Annotated in this window: 15 protein-coding genes; 9 read left to right on the forward strand and 6 right to left on the reverse strand. The window is 43.0% G+C overall.

Annotated elements, in window-relative coordinates:
• Positions 1-35: 35 nt before the first annotated feature.
• Positions 36-383, forward strand: a complete 348-nt coding sequence (locus ACQKCP_RS01695; protein WP_101205408.1) for a PilZ domain-containing protein — start codon at positions 36-38, stop codon at positions 381-383.
• A gap of 144 nt (positions 384-527) precedes the next feature.
• Here ACQKCP_RS01695 and ppk2 read toward each other — a convergent pair whose 3' ends face one another.
• Positions 528-1,607, reverse strand: coding sequence for a polyphosphate kinase 2 (gene ppk2 / locus ACQKCP_RS01700; RefSeq protein WP_238053100.1), 1,080 nt, complete (start codon positions 1,605-1,607; stop codon positions 528-530).
• 185 nt (positions 1,608-1,792) lie between these two features.
• Complete coding sequence (locus ACQKCP_RS01705) at positions 1,793-3,322, reverse strand: acetyl-CoA C-acetyltransferase (RefSeq protein WP_427611038.1); 1,530 nt, start codon at positions 3,320-3,322, stop codon at positions 1,793-1,795.
• Positions 3,323-3,871: 549 nt separating this feature from the next.
• Here ACQKCP_RS01705 and ACQKCP_RS01710 point away from each other — a divergent pair.
• The 4 genes from ACQKCP_RS01710 (at position 3,872) to ACQKCP_RS01725 (ending at position 8,790) form a co-directional block, all read left to right on the forward strand.
• Entirely contained in the window at positions 3,872-5,272 is a 1,401-nt protein-coding gene (locus ACQKCP_RS01710) for a 3-oxoacyl-ACP reductase (RefSeq protein ID WP_427611039.1), read from the forward strand.
• A 324-nt stretch (positions 5,273-5,596) separates the two neighbouring features.
• The gene (locus ACQKCP_RS01715; protein ID WP_427611040.1) at positions 5,597-6,511 is read left to right on the forward strand and encodes a MaoC family dehydratase; all 915 of its coding nucleotides are present in this window, start codon (positions 5,597-5,599) and stop codon (positions 6,509-6,511) included.
• Between the two features lie 58 nt (positions 6,512-6,569).
• The gene (locus ACQKCP_RS01720; protein WP_427611042.1) at positions 6,570-7,142 is read left to right on the forward strand and encodes a beta-lactamase hydrolase domain-containing protein; all 573 of its coding nucleotides are present in this window, start codon (positions 6,570-6,572) and stop codon (positions 7,140-7,142) included.
• A gap of 211 nt (positions 7,143-7,353) precedes the next feature.
• The gene (locus ACQKCP_RS01725; RefSeq protein ID WP_427611043.1) at positions 7,354-8,790 is read left to right on the forward strand and encodes a serine hydrolase domain-containing protein; all 1,437 of its coding nucleotides are present in this window, start codon (positions 7,354-7,356) and stop codon (positions 8,788-8,790) included.
• Between the two features lie 55 nt (positions 8,791-8,845).
• On the opposite strand, the gene ACQKCP_RS01730 is transcribed toward ACQKCP_RS01725, so the two are convergent.
• From ACQKCP_RS01730 to ACQKCP_RS01740, 3 genes are all read right to left on the reverse strand, one after another.
• Positions 8,846-10,093, reverse strand: a complete 1,248-nt coding sequence (locus ACQKCP_RS01730) for a cation:proton antiporter (RefSeq protein ID WP_427611044.1) — start codon at positions 10,091-10,093, stop codon at positions 8,846-8,848.
• A 250-nt stretch (positions 10,094-10,343) separates the two neighbouring features.
• A complete protein-coding gene (ilvD, locus tag ACQKCP_RS01735; RefSeq protein ID WP_057759459.1) occupies positions 10,344-12,230 on the reverse strand; it encodes a dihydroxy-acid dehydratase in 1,887 nt (628 codons plus the stop codon).
• 206 nt (positions 12,231-12,436) lie between these two features.
• Complete coding sequence (locus ACQKCP_RS01740) at positions 12,437-13,192, reverse strand: hypothetical protein (protein ID WP_427611045.1); 756 nt, start codon at positions 13,190-13,192, stop codon at positions 12,437-12,439.
• A 233-nt stretch (positions 13,193-13,425) separates the two neighbouring features.
• On the opposite strand from ACQKCP_RS01740, the gene ACQKCP_RS01745 reads away from it, so the two are divergent.
• The 3 genes from ACQKCP_RS01745 to dusB all read left to right on the forward strand — a co-directional run bounded on the left by ACQKCP_RS01745 (position 13,426) and on the right by dusB (position 17,373).
• The gene (locus tag ACQKCP_RS01745; protein WP_427611046.1) at positions 13,426-13,866 is read left to right on the forward strand and encodes an HIT family protein; all 441 of its coding nucleotides are present in this window, start codon (positions 13,426-13,428) and stop codon (positions 13,864-13,866) included.
• 309 nt (positions 13,867-14,175) lie between these two features.
• On the forward strand, positions 14,176-16,221 hold the full coding sequence (locus tag ACQKCP_RS01750) for a BCCT family transporter (RefSeq protein WP_427611047.1): 2,046 nt from the start codon (positions 14,176-14,178) through the stop codon (positions 16,219-16,221).
• Between the two features lie 120 nt (positions 16,222-16,341).
• Entirely contained in the window at positions 16,342-17,373 is a 1,032-nt protein-coding gene (gene dusB, locus ACQKCP_RS01755) for a tRNA dihydrouridine synthase DusB (RefSeq protein WP_201547384.1), read from the forward strand.
• A 92-nt stretch (positions 17,374-17,465) separates the two neighbouring features.
• Here the strand turns inward: dusB and ACQKCP_RS01760 are convergent, their stop codons facing one another.
• Positions 17,466-17,867: a DUF1622 domain-containing protein gene (locus ACQKCP_RS01760; RefSeq protein WP_427611048.1), complete on the reverse strand. Its 402-nt coding sequence runs from the start codon at positions 17,865-17,867 to the stop codon at positions 17,466-17,468.
• Between the two features lie 231 nt (positions 17,868-18,098).
• Here ACQKCP_RS01760 and ACQKCP_RS01765 point away from each other — a divergent pair, with 231 nt between their 5' ends.
• The gene (locus ACQKCP_RS01765; RefSeq protein WP_057759469.1) at positions 18,099-18,986 is read left to right on the forward strand and encodes an SDR family NAD(P)-dependent oxidoreductase; all 888 of its coding nucleotides are present in this window, start codon (positions 18,099-18,101) and stop codon (positions 18,984-18,986) included.
• The last annotated feature ends 239 nt before the right edge of the window (positions 18,987-19,225 follow it).

Consider the following 19,225-nt stretch of genomic DNA (forward strand, 5'->3'; position numbering starts at 1 on the left):
AACATATTAAACCCAGTTGATGAAGGAAGCTGACTATGGCAATGCCAGGACGTGGCGGGATTTTAACCTGTCATTATGAAAGTATCGAAATGTTATATGCCAGCTATTTGTCATTTGTCAGTAATGGCGCTTTGTTTGTACCGTCTGACAAACCTCAGCAATTGGGTGATGAAGTGTTTATTGCCATTACGCTACCCAACTCTAGTGAACGCCTACCAATGAATGGTAAGGTTGTTTGGATTAACTCTAAGAGTCAAGGCAGTCGACCTGCAGGGTTTGCTGTGCAAATTGGTAGTGATGTCTCTGGCCAAAGAATTAAGAATGAGGTTGAGCGCCTACTCGCGGGAAAAATCGATAGCTTGCAATCGACTTATACTATGTAGTATCTAGAAATCACATTTGTATCTTTAATGAGTTTGGCTGTAGTTTTTAACTTATTAATATAAAAAAAGCAGCCTTATTACTTAGTAAGGCTGCTTTTTTCGATCAATTTTATTTAGTTTTTTATAGTAGTAGGCGTTAGTAGCTTAATAACGAGGCGGCACATACATATCATCGGGAATAGGTTCGCGGTAATATTCATCATCGCGTTTGCGATTGGGTAACTCAATTTCGTCACGAGGCACTTCTTTGTAAGGGATTTGGTCGAGCAAATGGGCAATACAGTTCAGCCTAGCACGTTTTTTATTATTGCCTTCGACAACCCACCAGGGTGCTTCAGGAATATGAGTACGCTCAAACATAGTTTCTTTTGCTTTGGTGTAATCTTCCCAGCGTCGGCGCGACTGTAGGTCCATTGGTGAGAGTTTCCATTGCTTAAGCGGATCATATATTCGGCTCATAAATCGAGCATGTTGCTCATCATCAGTGATAGAAAACCAGTATTTTACTAAGCGAATGCCTGAGCGCACGAGCATACGCTCAAACTCTGGTACTGATTGAAAAAATTCCTCATATTGTGCGTCAGTACAAAACCCCATGACACGCTCAACGCCTCCGCGGTTGTACCAACTACGGTCAAACAATACGATTTCGCCTGCTGCAGGCAAGTGGGCCACGTAACGTTGGAAGTACCACTGCGTTTGCTCGCGCTCAGTGGGAGCCGGTAGGGCAGCTACCCTGCAAACGCGTGGGTTTAATCGTTGGGTAATGCGTTTAATGGCGCCACCTTTACCAGCAGAATCCCGCCCTTCAAAGATAACGACGATACGCTCACCGCGATCAACGACCCAGTCTTGTAGTTTTATCAGTTCTCGCTGTAGTCGTACCAACTCTTGAAAGTAGGTGCGTCGGTCCAGTTTTTCTTGCTCGCTCATCTCACGTCCGTTAAAACGAAAGTCACGTGCATAGTCATCTATTTCATTTTCTAGTTCTTCATCATATGTATCGATTAAGTCTTGGTGCATTTTTCGACGTAAATCATCATCAAGAATGTCTTTTTCGATGCGTTCAGTAAGAATGGCTTGTTCCTGATGGTACCGATCTACATCCTCCTCAGTCGTTAGAGATTGAAAATCAGCGGTTGCAAGCGGTTCTGTCATCACCAGTTTTTCAGAGCCAAAAATGACTTGCCTCATTTTTCTTAATAAAATTTTTGTCTTACCCATAAATATTACCTTTGTTTTGCGTATCGGCTTTTTTAAGAGGCTACTATCTAGGTCGTTTCTATCATAGCAAAGTACAGACAATAAAAAATGCCCTTTAAATAAATTAAAGGGCATTTTTTATTGATAGATATGTACTGATTAAACTAATAAGTCAGCGTATCTTTTTCACTTAAAAGTGACCAAGCTTATTTTTCTAGGATACAAGTCACGCCTTGACCACCTGCTGCGCAGATAGAGATAAGTGCACGGCCTGAACCTTTTTGATCCAATAATTTAGCAGCAGTAGCTAAAATACGACCACCAGTTGCCGCAAATGGATGACCTGCCGCTAGTGATGAACCGTTTACGTTTAATTTGCTACGATCAATGGACCCTAGCGGGGCATCTAAGCCTAAGCGCTCTTCACAGAATTTCTCATCTTCCCAAGCAGCTAGGGTTGATAGTACTTGTGAAGCGAAGGCTTCATGAATCTCATAAAAGTCAAAGTCTTGTAGAGTCAGACCAGCGCGCTCAAGCATACGTGGTACCGCATAAGCTGGTGCCATTAGTAAGCCTTCTGTAGTACCAGATTTACCAATGAAATCTACCGCTGCGGTTTCTTGATGGACGATATAAGCAAGTGGTTTTAGCCCGTGCTCTTTTGCCCACTCATCAGTACCCAATAGCACACAAGAAGCACCATCAGTAAGCGGCGTAGAGTTGGCAGCTGTCATCGTTGGATTGGCATTTTTTCTACCAAAAACTGGCTTTAATTTGCCCAGTTTTTCTAATGTAGTATCTGGACGCAAGTTGTTATCACGAGTTAGGCCTTTGTATGGCGTGATCAAGTCGTCAAAGAAACCTTCGTCATAAGCGCGTGCTAGGTTTTGATGGCTGTTAAATGCAAGCTCATCCTGCGCTTCACGGCTGATATTCCACTCAAGCGTGGTAATCGCTTGATGATCGCCCATTGATAGGCCAGTACGTGGCTCACCGTTTTGTGGTGAATCGATTAAGTCTTTTGGATTGAGACCCATTAGTGCTTTTAGACGTTGTTTGTTATCTTTTGCTGCACCAAGTTTGATCAGTACTTTACGCAAGCCATCGCCGACAGCGATAGGAGCGTCAGAAGTAGTATCTACACCGCCAGTGATTGCCGAGTCGATCAGACCAAGTGCAATCTTGTTAGCAGAAGCAAATGTCGCTTGTAAGCCAGTACCGCAAGCTTGTGAGATATCATAAGTTGGCGTATGTGGGTTCAGCGCGGTATTCAATGTCGCTTCACGAGTAAGGTTGATATCACGGCTAAGTTTCATAACTGCGCCAGATACCACTTCACCTACGGTTTCGCCTTGTAGGTTATAACGCTCAACCAAACCGTCCAATGCAGCGGTTAGCATGTCTGTGTTGCTAACATCAGCGTATGTTCCATTTGAGCGTGCGAATGGAATACGGTTACCACCTAAAATAGCAACACGATTCAGGTTTGAAGCTGGTTTGGTTGTGCTGGCTTTTTTAGCTGGAGCAGGTTTTTTGGCAGTAGTGGTTTCTACTTTTTCATCGCCCGCTTTTTTGCTAGCAGTATCTTTAGCGCTAGTATCTTTAGCGCTATTGTCTTTAGTCGAGGCGTTTTTTGCAGCGGTTTCTTTTTTTGCTGTATCTGATTTTGTATCCGTTGCTTTAACAACTGTACTTTCAACAACAGGGCTATCTGGATGATTGTTTTTATTACTCATAATATTATCCTTAAAAAGTATGGGTAGAAGTAAAAAGTGATAGGTAACAATAAAAAATAGTTAAGTTATTTTATACAAGCAAATATTATCATTTATTACGCAATACAGCTGTTTATCATAAGGCGTTTTTTATTCACTTAATGTATCTCTTTAGCAAACTATGTGACGCTTGTATGAGGTCGGTAGTAGATTCATGACCATGACGCATCGCTCTAATAGACTGACTAGTAAGAAATATTAGCATTGCATAACAGTACGTTTGATAATATATTGTTATCAATAATTAAGTATGCCATAACCTATAGGTCAGATTTTAACATGTTATAGTGGCGCTTAACGCTGCTAAAAACGACTGGCTTGTATACTGACTTGTTTACAGATTGTTGTAGACATTATCTGTTTTTGGACTTGTTTATAAGGGAAGTGTATAGTTAGGCTAGTTTTGAGGCGATTTACTAAATTTAAATAATTACGATGTCAATGTCTCTATATAATAGATTCATTGCATTTTTTATTATTATACGAATCATTAATTATAAGGATTATATTATGTCAGACCGTTACGGTGATTTTGTTCAATCTTCTATTGGCAAAAAGGTAGCAAAAAACTTAGGTTTGCCGATGCCAACGACGCTTGATCGTTTCGAAAGCGGTGAGCGTTTGGTGCGTGGTAGCGTATTGGTTGGCCGTGCTACTGGTGATGACAAGAGCGTCAGTGAATCTGTTGCCCGTATCCTGTCAGACGTCCATGCCGAAGTATATGTAAACAGCAGTGATGACATTAAAGACGCACTTGCTGATGCAGGCGTAGAGGCAAAAGCCAACACGGGCGGCGATGATCAATTCAAAGTACTGCTTTTTGATGCCAGTAATATCAGCAATGCTGAACAGCTAAAAGAGCTTTATGAGTTTTTCCATACAGTTGCACGCCGCGTAGAAAAGTCAGGCCGTGTGGTTGTGGTTGGTCGTACGCCAGAGAACATCACTGATATTGAATCTGCAATGGCTCAACGCTCGCTTGAGGGTTTTGTGAAATCAGTGGGTAAAGAGTTTAAGCGCGGTATTACAGCGCAGCTGATTTATGTTGAAGAAGGCGCAGAGCAAAACCTAGATTCAACCTTACGCTTTTTTACCTCAGCTCGTTCAGCTTATGTATCAGGACAAGTAGTACGTGTCAGTAAAGGCAGCTCAGTCGACGTTGACTGGAACCAGCCTTTAGGCGGCAAAACTATGCTAGTGACTGGCGCAAGTCGCGGTATTGGCGAAGCTATCGCTCGTGTATTGGCTCGTGAAGGGGCTCATGTTATCTGTTTAGATGTACCACAGCAGCAAGCTGACCTACAAAAAGTTGCTAGCGAAATCAGTGGCTCTGCTTTGACAGTAGATATCACTAGTGAAGACGCTGGTGCAGAAATCGCTGACGCTGCCCAAAAACGTGGTGGCTTAGATTCAATCATCCATAATGCTGGCGTGACTCGTGATAAGACGTTGGCTAAGATGGATGAGAAAAAATGGAACATGGTCATTGATATCAACTTGGGCAGTATCGCTAGATTGAACCGCTACTTGTTAGATAACGATGTGTTGAAAGAAAACGCACGTATCGTATGTGTGTCATCAATTTCAGGTATCGCGGGCAACATGGGTCAGACCAACTATGCCACTTCTAAAGCCGGTGTAATTGGTTTGGTTAACGCAACTGCCAAGCAATTAGAAAACAATGCTAAAGGCATGACGATCAATGCAGTCGCTCCTGGTTTCATCGAAACCCAAATGACAGAAGCCATTCCATTTGCTATTCGTGAAGCTGGTCGCCGCATGAACTCAATGAGCCAAGGTGGCTTGCCAGTAGATGTGGCTGAGACTATCGCATGGTTCGCGTCACCTGCGTCTGGCGGTCTAAATGGCAACACGGTTCGCGTCTGTGGTCAAAGCTTACTTGGTGCATAATGTTGATTAATTGATAAGTATATGTGAGAAATAAGGTATAGATAGAGACAGTAGTTGTATCATATGAGCTATTATTTCTCGTTTGTATCACATATGCTTACGAAATAATCTCTGATAAAGTGTAATAAAGCTGCCCAAGGGTGGCTTTTTTATGATAAAAACACAAGAACCAATAGCCAAACTATTTTTTGCTATTAAAGATACTCATGAGGTTGATTAAATTTAATGCTTATTAGATGATTTAATAGTAGGCTTTAGTCAATGACTGCAGATTGTCTTTATATACGTTAAAGAACTTGTTCAAGCCACACTTAGGATGTACTTATGTCAGACAAACATTATGATGCGTTGCCAAAAGCGCACACCACTTACGCCAATATTGTCAAAAGCTTATTGCCTATCGGTAATGGTGGCAAGGTCAGTAGAGACCAGTTGCCACAATCTACTTACTATGTAGACGACTTGCATATCGATCAAGAAAACCTAGATGATTATCGCAAAATTTGCGGTTTTGCTGATGATGGCAAAGTGCCAGCGACTTACTTCTCGGTACTGTCACAGACGCTGCAGATGAACATGATGGTCAAAGAGCCATTCCCATTTGCCATGTTAGGTCTTGTTCACGTCGATAATAGCGTCACCCAGTATCGCCCGATTGGAGAGCGTGAAACGGTAGCAATGTCGGTCACTTTTGATAACCTACGCGATCATGCCCAAGGTCAGCAGTTTGACTTTGTCACTATCGTAAAGTCAGAAGATGAAGTCATCTGGGAAGGTACATCGACTTATTTATCACGTAGCAAAAAACCTAGCAGTAAAGATAAAAAGAGCGCGCCGCGTCCAGTCATGGTCAAGCCTGAAGTAAACGAAGCAGGTGTTCATAGCATTTTTGAAGTACCAGAAGATATCGGTCGTCGTTATGCTTTTGTCTCAGGTGACTTTAACTTGATTCATTTGCATCCACTATCAGCACGCGCGTTTGGTTTCCCTAAAGCGATTGCACATGGTATGTGGTCAAAGGCTAAGTGCCTTGCTCTAATGGGTGACTTGCCTGATGCTTACACAATTGACGTTTCATTTAAGCTGCCTATCTTTTTACCAGCTGAAGTAGAGCTGATTGCTGAGCCAGTAGCCCAGCTTACAAATGTAGATGATACTTGTGAGTTTGGACTGTATAGCTCTAAAAACAATAAACCGCATTTGGCGGGTGTTGTAACCTCAAAGAGCGACAGCAAGTAGAGTAAGTATCATAAAGCTTCTATTTTAACAGCCATATTTAACGTACATATTTATTATTATGACTTCACAAAACATGCCTTCAGAAGAAAACGCGATAGACGTAGATCAAACAGATAGCTCGATAGCAACCGATAAGGTCGCCGCTAATGATAGCGGCGCTAACATGCATATTAGTGCCGATAATGGCGTTGATTTGGCCGATATCTTTGAGCCTTATTTTCGTCCAGATGCAAACACTATCGTGTGCGGTGCATTAGATGACGAAAAAGTTGCGGCTTTAGCGAAAGCGGGCGTCGAGCTGGTCATCAACTTGCAGCCTGATGACGAGTTAAGCTTTGATGAGGCATCAGCAGTTGAGCAAGCAGGTATGCACTACGAACAGCTGCCTATCAGCGGTGCTAAAGAGCTAAAGCAGCTTAAGATATTGGCATTTGATAATGTATTGCGCCAGCACCATGGCAAAAAAGTCGCTATGCATTGTGGGTCGGGTAATAGAGTAGGAGCTGCAATAGCGCTGCGGGCAGGATGGTTGCGTGGACGTAAGATGGATACAGCGATGGAACGTGGTCGCAGTCATGGTTTGACCAAGCTTGAACAAGAAGTTCATAATCGCTTGCTAGTACCGCGTTAACTAAATTTACAGTACTGCATTTCAATGCTGTCTTAGACGTGAGTAAACTCTAAAAATAACATCAAAATAAATAATAAAAAAGGCGACCAATGGGTGGCCTTTTTTATTGGCTCACAATTCATTTATACTGGTTCAAATATTTTATATAGCTTGTGTATTGCTATCATCTTAAAAATAGAATAATTCATATCACTGGAGCAAGGTAATAATAATGGATCATAATACAGAAAATTCTAATACATCTATAAATGCTGACTTTCAAAAAAAATTACAGCAATTATTGACAGATTTACAGCTTGATGATGTACCTGCTGGCGGGGCTGTGGCCGTGTATCAGGCAGGTCAGTGTATCGCGCAAGTCAGTACAGGTATGGCGCGTCCCGATATGCCGTGGCAGCCTGATACGTTGGCCATTAATTTTTCTACTGGTAAAGGAGTATTGGCAACGTTGGTTCATGTGCTGGTTTCGCAGCAACTGATCGAATATGACAAACCTATTGCCCATTATTGGACAGAATTTGCTGCAAACGGTAAAGACCAAATTACGTTGCGACAAATCATGTCACATCAAGCCGATTTGTTTTCGATCCAAAGTATTGATGTCGATAGCGAGACAGTACTCGATTGGGATACGATGCTGCACCACATTGCAGCGATGCCCATTACTTCTCCCGAAGATGCGACCAAATATGACAGCGCCTATAGTGCATTGGTCTATGGTTGGATATTGGGCGGCTTAGTAGAGGCGGTCACGAATCTATCGTTTGCTGAAGCACTGCGCCAGTATCTAACGAAGCCTCTGGGTATCGCCGACAGCTGCTATTTTGGTGTGCCAGATAGCAAAGTAGATCAGGTAGCAAAATTGGCCAAAAATTTTGAAGAATCAGAGGATACGAGTGCTCAATTAAAATCGAGACGTCAAAAACCAACCTTAAAAGTAGACTCTAAAGAGACTTTACGTACTTATGCAAGCTTACCTAGCTATCATTACTGGCAACAGAAAATGCTAAATGACAAGCGTGCAGCTGAGACGCAAAATAGCCTTGATGACAGCCTTGATGAAAATCTAAATAGCCCTGATACTGACAGCGTGCAATCTATCTTGAATACTGCGCGTATTAATAGCTTATATTTCAATACCAGTCAGCTCAATCTAAAAAACTATAAGGCGGCGCTGATACCTGCTGGCAAACATGCCCTTGACTATTATAATCGTCAGACACTACAGGCGGTCATTCCAGCGGCAAATGGGGTCGCTTCCGCTAAAGCACTGGCAACGATTTACGCAATGCTCGCTAATGGCGGTATATGGCAAGGAAAAATACTGATCGATAGTGCTACTTTTGAGCAGTTATCTACTCCGCAGGTTGAGGGTTTAGATGCGGTTATGCCAGCGGCTATGAAATGGCGATTGGGCTATCATAGATTATTTAGCTTGTATGCTAACAACGATGATGCGGATAAGAGAGTGAGCCCTGCATTATCAGGATTTGGGCATATGGGATATAACGGTTCGGTTGCTTGGTGCGACCCTGAGCGCCAATTGTCATTCGCTTTTATTCATAATTTTGATACCACCATGCTCAATGACGTTCGTCAGTTTGCATTGACAGAAGCCGTCTTAAGCTGGGTAGAAGAGATATTTTAACAATGCTAGTTTTAATCGCGAATTGATTCTGTTTTAAATATAAGCAGCATTAATTTTAATGCTGCTTATTTGGTGTCATTTTGAGCAATCTTGATGCACTGAGACCATGGATAAAGATAGAAGTCAAAATGACAATCGAACAAACAATCCACAATTTAAGCGCATCCTCATCTGCGAAGAAACCTTGATTGAGCGCATAGGATAGATAATACAAAGTACCGATACCACGAATACCTAAAGCTGATATCGCGTATTTCTCGGTATGAGGTAAGTTCAATCCTGATAAGGCAATAAATCCACCAATCGGTCGTATGAGTAGTAGGAAGGTAAAGCTTACGATATAGACGCGCCATGTCAGCTCGACACCTGCTTGCAACCCTTGACCGAGGAACATGCCGAAGATAACTAGCACTAATGACATTAGTAAGCCTTCTGATTGCTCAGCGAAATCATGCAGTTTTTGGTGATAAGTATGCTCACATTCTGAGCGACGAAACGCAAATGCGGCCACGAATACAGCGATAAAGCCATAACTATGTACATACTCTGCAAGTCCATAGGCTAGTAGCGTCAACGCAATAACCACATAGCCTTGCGAGATGGTAGTCTCACGAGTGTGTTTAGAAAACACGACTTTGGCCAATATTTTACCAACCAGTACACCCACCACTACGCCTGCGCCAATCTTCCATAAGACATCATGAGTAAACCATGACCATAGCATATCGTAAGTAAAGGCTTTGCCTTCACTGAACGCTTCTGCAATCTTAATCGCTAGGTACACAAACGGAAAAGCCAAACCGTCGTTCAACCCTGCCTCTGACGTTAAAGTAAAGCGCGGTGTGTCTTCTCCTCCTGTATTGGGAGGTCCCACCTGAATGCTCGAAGCTAACACGGGATCAGTAGGCGCTAGTACCGCACCTAATAAAATAGCTGCACCAAGGCTTAAACCAAACGCGTAATACCCCAAGACTGCCATCGCAAAAATACCAATAGGCATGGTGATGAGTAGTAGCCTTACCGTTGGTCGCCACAGTCGCCAAGACAACTCAGTATCGATTTTAATACCAGCACCAACCAATGAGACCAATACAACAATCTCAGTCAGTTTCTCGATGAGTAAACCGTTATCAAGTGGGTCTAAAAAGGACAAAGACGTCCACCAGTAGCCCATCATCAGACCGAAGCTGACTTGGAGCATCGGTAAAGAGATAGAGGTGCGCTTAAAAATAACAGGAAATAAGGCTCCTAGTAGAAAGGCAATCCCGCAGATTAATAAGAATAAGTTGTATTTTTCAATCATAAGGTTTACGCACGTCGTTATGTTTTAAGGGTCGATTTTAAGAGGGTAATTTTAGATATTGATGACAATTCACAGCAATAGTTGATAGTCAGTCACTGATACTCTTTATCATGACGTCAAAATAAAATAATTACCGCAAAAAATAGTTATCAAAACGACAGCTACGTTGTTTTTTGGTGAAAAAAAAGCCTGCGTTGCGCAGGCTTAATACATTTTTATCAGTATGTTTGTATCATCAATAGCTTATAGACTAGCGTTCGACTTGACTCACATCACGGACGGCACCAGTATCAGCACTGGTGGTCATAGCCGCATAAGCACGTAATGCTGGCGAGACATGACGATCACGGTTGACAGGTTTCCATGCATCACGTCCACGCGCTTCCATGGCTTCTCGGCGAGCAGCTAAGTCTGCATCACTCACTTGCATGTTGATGGTACGATTTGGGATATCGATATGAATGCTATCGCCTTCTTCGACCAAACCAATCGCCCCACCTTCAGCAGCTTCTGGGCTAGCATGACCAATTGATAGACCTGATGTACCACCAGAGAAGCGACCATCAGTCAGTAGGGCGCATTCTTTACCCAATCCTTTTGACTTCAGATAAGTCGTTGGGTACAGCATCTCTTGCATACCAGGGCCGCCTTTAGGGCCTTCGTAGCGAATGATGACGACATCGCCTGCAACGATTTGATCAGCCAATACCGCAGCAACCGCATCATCTTGTGATTCAAATAGACGCGCGCGACCAGTAAAGGTCAAGATGCTTTCGTCGACGCCTGCGGTTTTGACCACACAGCCGCGCTCAGCGATATTGCCATATAGTACGGCTAAGCCGCCATCTGTAGAGTAGGCGTGTTTGGCACTACGGATACAGCCTGACTCACGGTTGACGTCGAGGTTTGACCACTCTTTTGATTGTGAAAACGCCTCTGTGGTACGTACGCCACCAGGTGCTGCAAGGAAGCGTGCGCGAGCCTCATGATTGTCAGGGTTCATGATGTCCCACTTATCGATGGCTTCTTTCATCGTTGCGCTATGGATAGTTGGCACATCAGTTTTTAATAACTCAGCGCGATCAAGCTCAGCGAGTAATGCAAAGACACCGCCAGCACGATGCACGTCTTCCATATGGTACTTCTGTGAGGCAGGGGCTACTTTTGCAAGACAAGGCACACCGCGACTTAGACGGTCAATATCAGCCATCTTAAAATCGATCTCTGCTTCATTGGCAGCAGCAAGTAAATGCAAGATGGTATTGGTTGAGCCACCCATGGCGATATCTAAGCTCATAGCATTTTCAAAAGCAGCTTTGGTAGCGATAGAGCGTGGTAGCACAGAGTCATCATCCTGCTCATAGCGACGCTTGGCAAGCGACACGATTGTACGACCCGCTTCTAAAAATAGCTCGCGGCGCAATGAGTGAGTAGCTAGTAGTGAGCCGTTCCCTGGTAAGGCTAAGCCTAAAGCTTCGGTCAAGCAGTTCATCGAGTTGGCGGTAAACATACCAGAGCACGAACCACAAGTAGGGCAGGCTGAAGCTTCGATAGCGGCGACGTCTTCATCACTGATGCTATCATCAGCAGCGTCCATCATCGCATCGACAAGGTCAAGCTTGCGAACAGCGCTACTGTCACTACTATCCGTATTATGGCTCTTACCAACGGTACTGGCTAAGATTTTGCCCGCTTCCATTGGACCACCTGAGATAAATACCACTGGAATGTTAAGGCGCATGGCGGCCATCAACATACCCGGAGTGATTTTGTCACAGTTAGAAATACAAACTAGCGCATCTGCACAGTGGGCATTGACCATATACTCGACAGAATCAGCGATCAAATCGCGGCTTGGTAGCGAGTACAACATACCGCTATGGCCCATCGCAATACCATCATCGACCGCAATGGTATTGAACTCTTTTGCAACGCCGCCTGCTTGCTCAATCTCACGGGCGACCAGTTGTCCAAGGTCTTTTAGATGCACATGGCCGGGTACAAACTGGGTAAAAGAGTTAGCAATCGCAATGATTGGCTTGCCAAAGTCGCCGTCAGTCATGCCGGTTGCACGCCATAATGCGCGCGCGCCTGCCATATTACGACCGCCGGTAGAGGTTTTTGAGCGATAATCCATGTGATATTCCTTACAAATAGGCGGGGTTGTTAAAATGTGCACCCTTAGTTTTAATAGGGATAGTGTGCTTTTTATAGAGAGTGAGTACTAGTGAATAATACTAATTCGTTACCATACCATTAGATATGAATAATTAAAAACAATATGCTAATAACAGTGAATTAATAATCATAAGCGATGAGCGAAAAAACCGTTATTCAAAATATCTATTCAATACGTTCTAATATGGCTTTTTCAAACCAAGGAAGATCAGCTTTGTCTGCTTCTAATTTCACAATGGCTGCAAGCGCATGAGTAGCCAGTAGCTGTTGATAATCACTACTAGCTTCAATCGTCAACAGTGACTCGGCAGGTAGTGCTTGCGTATTGGGGTTTTGCTCGTCAATACTAATTAATATTTGTTTATTATTTTTATAAAGGACGTCTACACGACCAAAAAACTGCCAGTCTTTGAACGCTGCCGTAATTGCATCTGCAGCATCCTTGGTATATACCTGCTGCGTCTCTTTACCCGTATTGGTCCAGTGTAGTCGTACGGCCAATTGCAATGCCTCACTAAATACGACCAACGAGCCGATAATTTTCACATGCCAAGGACTGGTCAGCAGCTCATCGTCAATACCAATTAACTTGGCAGCCTCATGAGCCGACATAGGTGTGTTAAATTGAAGCAGTAACTCAGGAGTGAGCGGGTGCGTTTGTTTGATCGCATCATCTAAACTGTCATAGTGATACAAAAAGGGCAGTGGCAAATCTTGTGTGACAGTTTTCTTTATAATTTTACAATTGTGTATCTGCCAGCTGATGGCTTTATCAGTCAATGCTTCTGCTAATATGATAGCGTTCGGATCGATGGTTTGAGTACCACTTTCACTCTCAATATCAGAGTGTTCCCCCTTATTATCAAGGGTTGCAGCAGTATTATCTATATCTGGTTGAGTTGGCAAAGTAGGCAAATCCATAAACATAGCGTTATTAAAATAGAGGGTTAATATAACATTTTAAAGGCATGACTCGCCAATAAATTAGTGAGCTAGCATGGTTGGAATATGGCTTGTTATTTTTCAAATTCGATTGTCATACTGACTTGTACTAAAACTATATTTCGTCCACTATATGACAGATACTTTTATCTATTTTGGATAGCTATTAAGCTATTAATTAACTAATAATAAAACTTTTAAAGGAAGAAATAATGACTGAATTGAATCAACAGACTACTTACGACGACAATAATATTTTTGCCAAAATGTTAGATGGTGATATCCCGTATCATAAAGTATATGAAGATGATAAAACGCTCGCCTTTATGGACATCATGCCGCAAGCAGAAGGCCATGTATTGGTGATACCGAAGCAAAAAGCGGTAGATTTGGCCGATCTTGAGCCAGAGTATGCTGCTGCGGTATTAATGACGTCTAAAAAGGTTATGCAAGCCCAGCGTCAAGTGTTTGAGCGTGAAGGCGTTATCCAAATGCAGTTGAATGGCTCACAAGCAGGTCAAACAGTCTTTCATTATCATGTACATCTCATTCCATCAAGTATCCATGAATTGGGTCGTCATGCAGTAACCCAAGCTGATAATAATGATTTGGCAAATATTGCGCAGAAGTTGGCGGCAGTGATTGATGCATAGTTAGAAAGCGACATGATTTTAATATAGGTAAAAAATATTAGCACCTATGAATTAACGAGCATTTATAGGTTATAAACCACTAAAAAAATACATATACAATCAAAAGGTAGCTAGCAAGCTGCCTTTTTTATTTTCTTGGTAATAGTCATGTAACATTCGTTAAAGTCGTGTTACGAGTTGAACGCTTGTCTAGGGTTTTGGAAAAGAGTGTGATAATTATTATAACCATTCACACACATTTTCTAATCTTTGCCTTAATTAAAAATTTTCATAAAAAGGCATCGTCAACTTTTGAGGATATTGTCTTTCATGAGTAAATTACCTCGTTCGACTATTTTATTACCAGTCTTTGTACCTGCAGCAATTATTATGCTGCTATTGGTCATTGGTACGGCGATTAATCCTGAAGCAGCGGGTGCTCTGTTTAGTGATGTGCTTAGTTTTACGACTGAGACATTCGGCTGGTTTTATATGCTGGCAGTGGCACTGTTTTTGATGTTCATTATTGTACTGGCGTTTTCGTCTTATGGCAGTATCAAGCTGGGTCCTGATCATGCTGAGGCGGAGTACGGATTCCTTGAATGGTTTGCCATGCTGTTTTCGGCAGGTTACGGGATTGCGCTACTGTTTTATGGGGTAGCGGAACCAGTGATGCACTTTTCTAGTCCGCCAATGTCGGATCCGCAAACTATTGCTGCGGCAAAAGAAGCGATGCAAATTGCGTATTTTCATTGGGGTTTTCATATTTGGGCGATTTATGGTGTCGTTGGTTTATCACTAGCGTATTTTGCGTTTCGTCATGGTCTACCACTATCAATACGCTCGACGCTGTATCCGATTATTGGTGACAGGATTCATGGCCCTATCGGTCATACAGTCGATGTGTTTGCGATATTAGGTACGATGTTTGGTATTGCTACCAGTCTTGGCTTGTCGGTGTCGCAAATCAATGCGGGACTCAATTATCTATTGCCAGATATCATTCCAGTGAATACGACCGTACAGGTGATAGCCATTGCCTTGGTGACCGCCGCGGCATTGGTATCGGTATTGGCAGGTATGGATAAGGGTGTAAAACGCTTATCTATTTTAAATATGCTATTAGCAACTGCGTTGATGCTGTTCGTATTTGTTGTCGGTCCGACCATTTTTATCTTGAACGCCTTTATGGAAAATACGGGTAGCTATTTGGGTAATATCGTTGAACGTACCTTTAGCTTGCAGGCATACGAGAATAGCAATTGGATCGGTAGCTGGACCTTGTTTATTTTTGCATGGACAATTGCATGGGCACCATTTGTTGGCTTGTTTATCGCCAAGATCAGCCGTGGCCGTACCATTCGCGAGTTCGTATTGGGTGTGATGCTGGTACCGACCTTCTTTACGTTCTTTTGGTTTTCGGTGTTTGGTGATACCGCGCTACACATGATTATGGTCGATGGTTATACCTCATTAATCAGTGAAGTACAAAACAACCAAGCGATTGCTTTGTTTAAACTGTTAGAGAATCTACCGTTTACTGAATTTGTATCGTCGTTGACCATTTTATTGATTATTACCTTTTTTGTGACGTCTTCGGATTCTGGCTCATTGGTAATCGACTCGTTAGCGGCAGGTGGTCGCAGTGATACACCATGGTGGCAGCGTAGCTTTTGGGTAGTGACTGAAGGTGCTGTCGCAGCAGTATTGCTACTTGCAGGTGGTTTAGAAGCCCTACAAACAGCGGCTATCGTTAGTGCGTTACCATTTGCGATTATTATTCTGATCTCTATGTTTGGTATGTGGCGTGCGCTGCGTATCGAAGGACATCGTAATCAAAGCCTTGGTAATGACAACAGACTGCCGCCGCATTTACTCAAACCGTCTGCATGGCGCGAGCGTATTGATTATATGACCGATAAGCCAACGCGTGAAAAGGTTCTTAGCTATATCAAAGAAGTGGTTATGCCTTCGATGATGGAGGTGTCGTCTAAATTTGCAGAAACTGGCTGGACGACTGAGGTCAACTATGACGCAGCCAATAACCGTGCGGTGCTTGAGTTGCAACGTGGTGACGATGTCGAGTTTTGGTATGAAGTGCGCCTATCTGAGCATGATGCGCCCGATTATTATACGGAAGACAGCGCAGATACTTTACCGCAAGAGCACCATCATCGCGCTGAGGTGTATCTACGCCGTGGTGGTCAGACCTATGACTTATATGGCTACAAATCTGAATCAGTGATTAATGACATCATTGATCAGTTTGAGAAGTATTTACATTTCCTCAATGTATCGCCTGATAGTCTGCCATGGCGCATGCAAGAGCATGATGACGACATCACGCTAGAGCAGGGCAGTGTGCTTGATAAATAATGCATGGGATGCATCAAAAACGAGTAATGCTTATGCAAGCTATTCGCGTTAATCGCTTGCAATAAGTGCAAGAATCCTTAGAATAACGGCTTGTTTTCCTTACAAATCAAGCCGTTTTTTATGTCTATTGATTCTCCCATTTTACCTTCGTCCTCGACTTTGTCTGATCATCCGCTATTACAGCCATTAAATATCGGTGGCCTGACGATTGAAAACCGTTTAATGGTCGCACCAATGGCAGGCGTGACGGATAATCCTTTCCGCCGACTGTGCAAGTCATTTGGCGCAGGTCATGCGGTCAGCGAGATGATCATCGCTGATACCGCTCTTTATGCACGCAAAAAATCCTTGTACCGTGCCAATTTTGACAATGAGATTGCCCCTATTTCTGCACAGATAGCAGGTGCAGAGCCGGACAAACTGGCTGAAGCGGCACGATATCAGATTGATAATGGTGCACAGATTATCGATATCAATATGGGCTGTCCGGCCAAAAAAGTCTGTCGTAAGCTGGCAGGCTCTGCATTGTTGCAAGACGAAGATTTGGTCGCGCGATTGCTAGATGCAACGGTCAATGCCGTTGATGCACCTGTCACGCTAAAGACACGTCTAGGCTTTGAAAACGGTCGTGAAAATATCTTACGAGTCGCCAAGCGTGCTGAGCAGGCAGGCATTGCAGCGATTGCTATTCATGGCCGTACGCGTGAAGACATGTATACAGGCAATGCACGCTATGAGCTAATACGCGAAGTCAAAGAAAGTATCAGCATTCCTGTCATTGCCAATGGTGATATCGATAGCGCACAAAAAGCTCAACACGTCTATGAGATGACAGGCTGTGATGCGGTGATGATTGGGCGTGCTGCACAAGGGCAACCATGGATATTTCGCGATATTGAGCACTTTTTGCGTACTGGCGAGCGTCTAGAGGCACCGAGCGTTAGTGAGATAAAAGAGATCGTACTGGCTCATTTGCAAGAGCTTTATGATTTCTACGGCGAGTATTCAGGCTGCCGTATCGCTCGCAAACATATTGCATGGTATACGACAGGCATTCCAAATTCTAACGCCTTTAGACAGGCGATGTATGGTGAAGAGAGCACGGCTGGGCAATTCAAAGTGGTCGAGACTTTTTTACAGGCGCATGAGTAGCAATCGCTTAAATCTTGTTTTGTAAACTCGTGCTAATTACTTTTCATAGTACTTTTTACGTCTTGCCTTTTGATAGCTCTTGTATCTAACAGCTATGCTTTATCAATTGGCACAGTATGATTGTCAGTATCAGACGGTTTATCAGGCGCAGGCTTTCTATTTTGCCAAGGGAATCGACCTTCTAATTCAACCTGTAACGATAAGCTTAAAAAGGTTCGAATCAGTACGATAAAACCTAGCACCAGTACGCTGCGTAGCGATGGCTCGGTGACGACAGTAGCCACGATATCAGCGGCGATTAGCACCTCTAACCCCAACAATATAGACTTGCCTACGGTCTGTCTGATTTCAACATAAGTATCATTATTAAAATGCCCCGACGATCGAAAAGCCCTATATAAAGCAAGAAATAGCCCAAAAAACATAATGAGGACGCCAATGACTTCGATCATTTTGGCAATTAAGTCGATATAGTGAGTTAGTGTGTCTATCAAAGTAGATACTCCTCGTAATTGATCAGAAAAAAGCTTAGCACTTAACACTTAGTACTTAGCACTTAGTAATTAACAACAAGCTAAAAATGTATTTATAAATATTTATGTCGACGAAATTTGTAAAAGTCCCGTTAGCTAACGCCCACTATGGTTTTGTTCACTCCATACGACATTTTTTGCTATGCTATAACCGAATACCAATAACTATAGAATAAACGAAAAGGACTTTTTATGGCCAATCTCTCGAAAAAAGCAATCACCAAAGCCGTCAAAGGCAAGAATATTATCATCACAGGCGCTTCAAGTGGTATCGGCGAGCGTACGGCTTTTTTGCTCAGTGAATGCGGCGCGCATGTTATTTTGCTGGCCCGTACTGAAGATAAGCTAAAAATGGTCAAAGAAAATATTGAAACGCTTGGCGGCGCGGCCAGCTACTATCCATGCGACCTGACCAATATGGATGAGATTGAAAAAACCAGTGAAAAGATTTTGGCTGACTTTAAGCATGTCGATGTACTAGTCAACAATGCGGGTCGTTCGATTCGCCGTTCAGTGCATGAGTCGGTCAACCGTTTTCATGATTTTGAACGTACCATGGAGATTAATTATTTTGGCGCGGTCAAAATCATTCTTGGTTTCTTGCCAACGATGATTGGTCGCCAGACCGGTCAAATCGTGAACATATCTTCAATTGGGGTATTGGCAAACAGTCCGCGCTTTTCAGCGTATGTCGCGTCAAAAGCTGCCTTAGACGCATTTAGTCGCTGTTTGGCTGCTGAAGTCAAAGGCGATAATATCAAAGTGACCAATATCTTTATGCCACTTGTGCGTACCCCGATGATTGCGCCAACCAAGCTATATCGTTATATGCCAGCACTGATGCCTGACGAAGCAGCGATGATGGTCGCAAAAGCCATCGTTCATAAGCCAAATAGCATCGCTAGTAATATGGGTAAATTTGCCTCGGCGACTTATTCACTGGTACCAGCCTTTAACGTTGGTGTCCAGTCCATTGGTTATCGCATTTTCCCAAGTTCGACCGCCGCACAAACGACTGATAGCAAGCCTAACCTTGCTCAGCGTGCCTTTGCCAAAATTCTTCCTGGTGAGCATCACTAGAATCGATGTGTTATCAGGCTCGAATTTGAATAAAAAGGATACTACGGTATCCTTTTTTTATGCCTCAAATACTCTTAAGCAGTATAAAAGCCTTCTTCGCCGCCAGTATGTTAAAGGCTTAGTTATACGTTAAGTGAACTCTTAAAACTTCCGCTGTTCAATTTCCTATGTATCTTTAATTCTAAGAAAGATGAATAAAATTCATCTTATGTTTAAATTGTATCGTTTTTATTCATGTT

Source organism: Psychrobacter sp. NPDC078631 (assembly GCF_050268165.1).
Lineage (GTDB): Bacteria > Pseudomonadota > Gammaproteobacteria > Pseudomonadales > Moraxellaceae > Psychrobacter.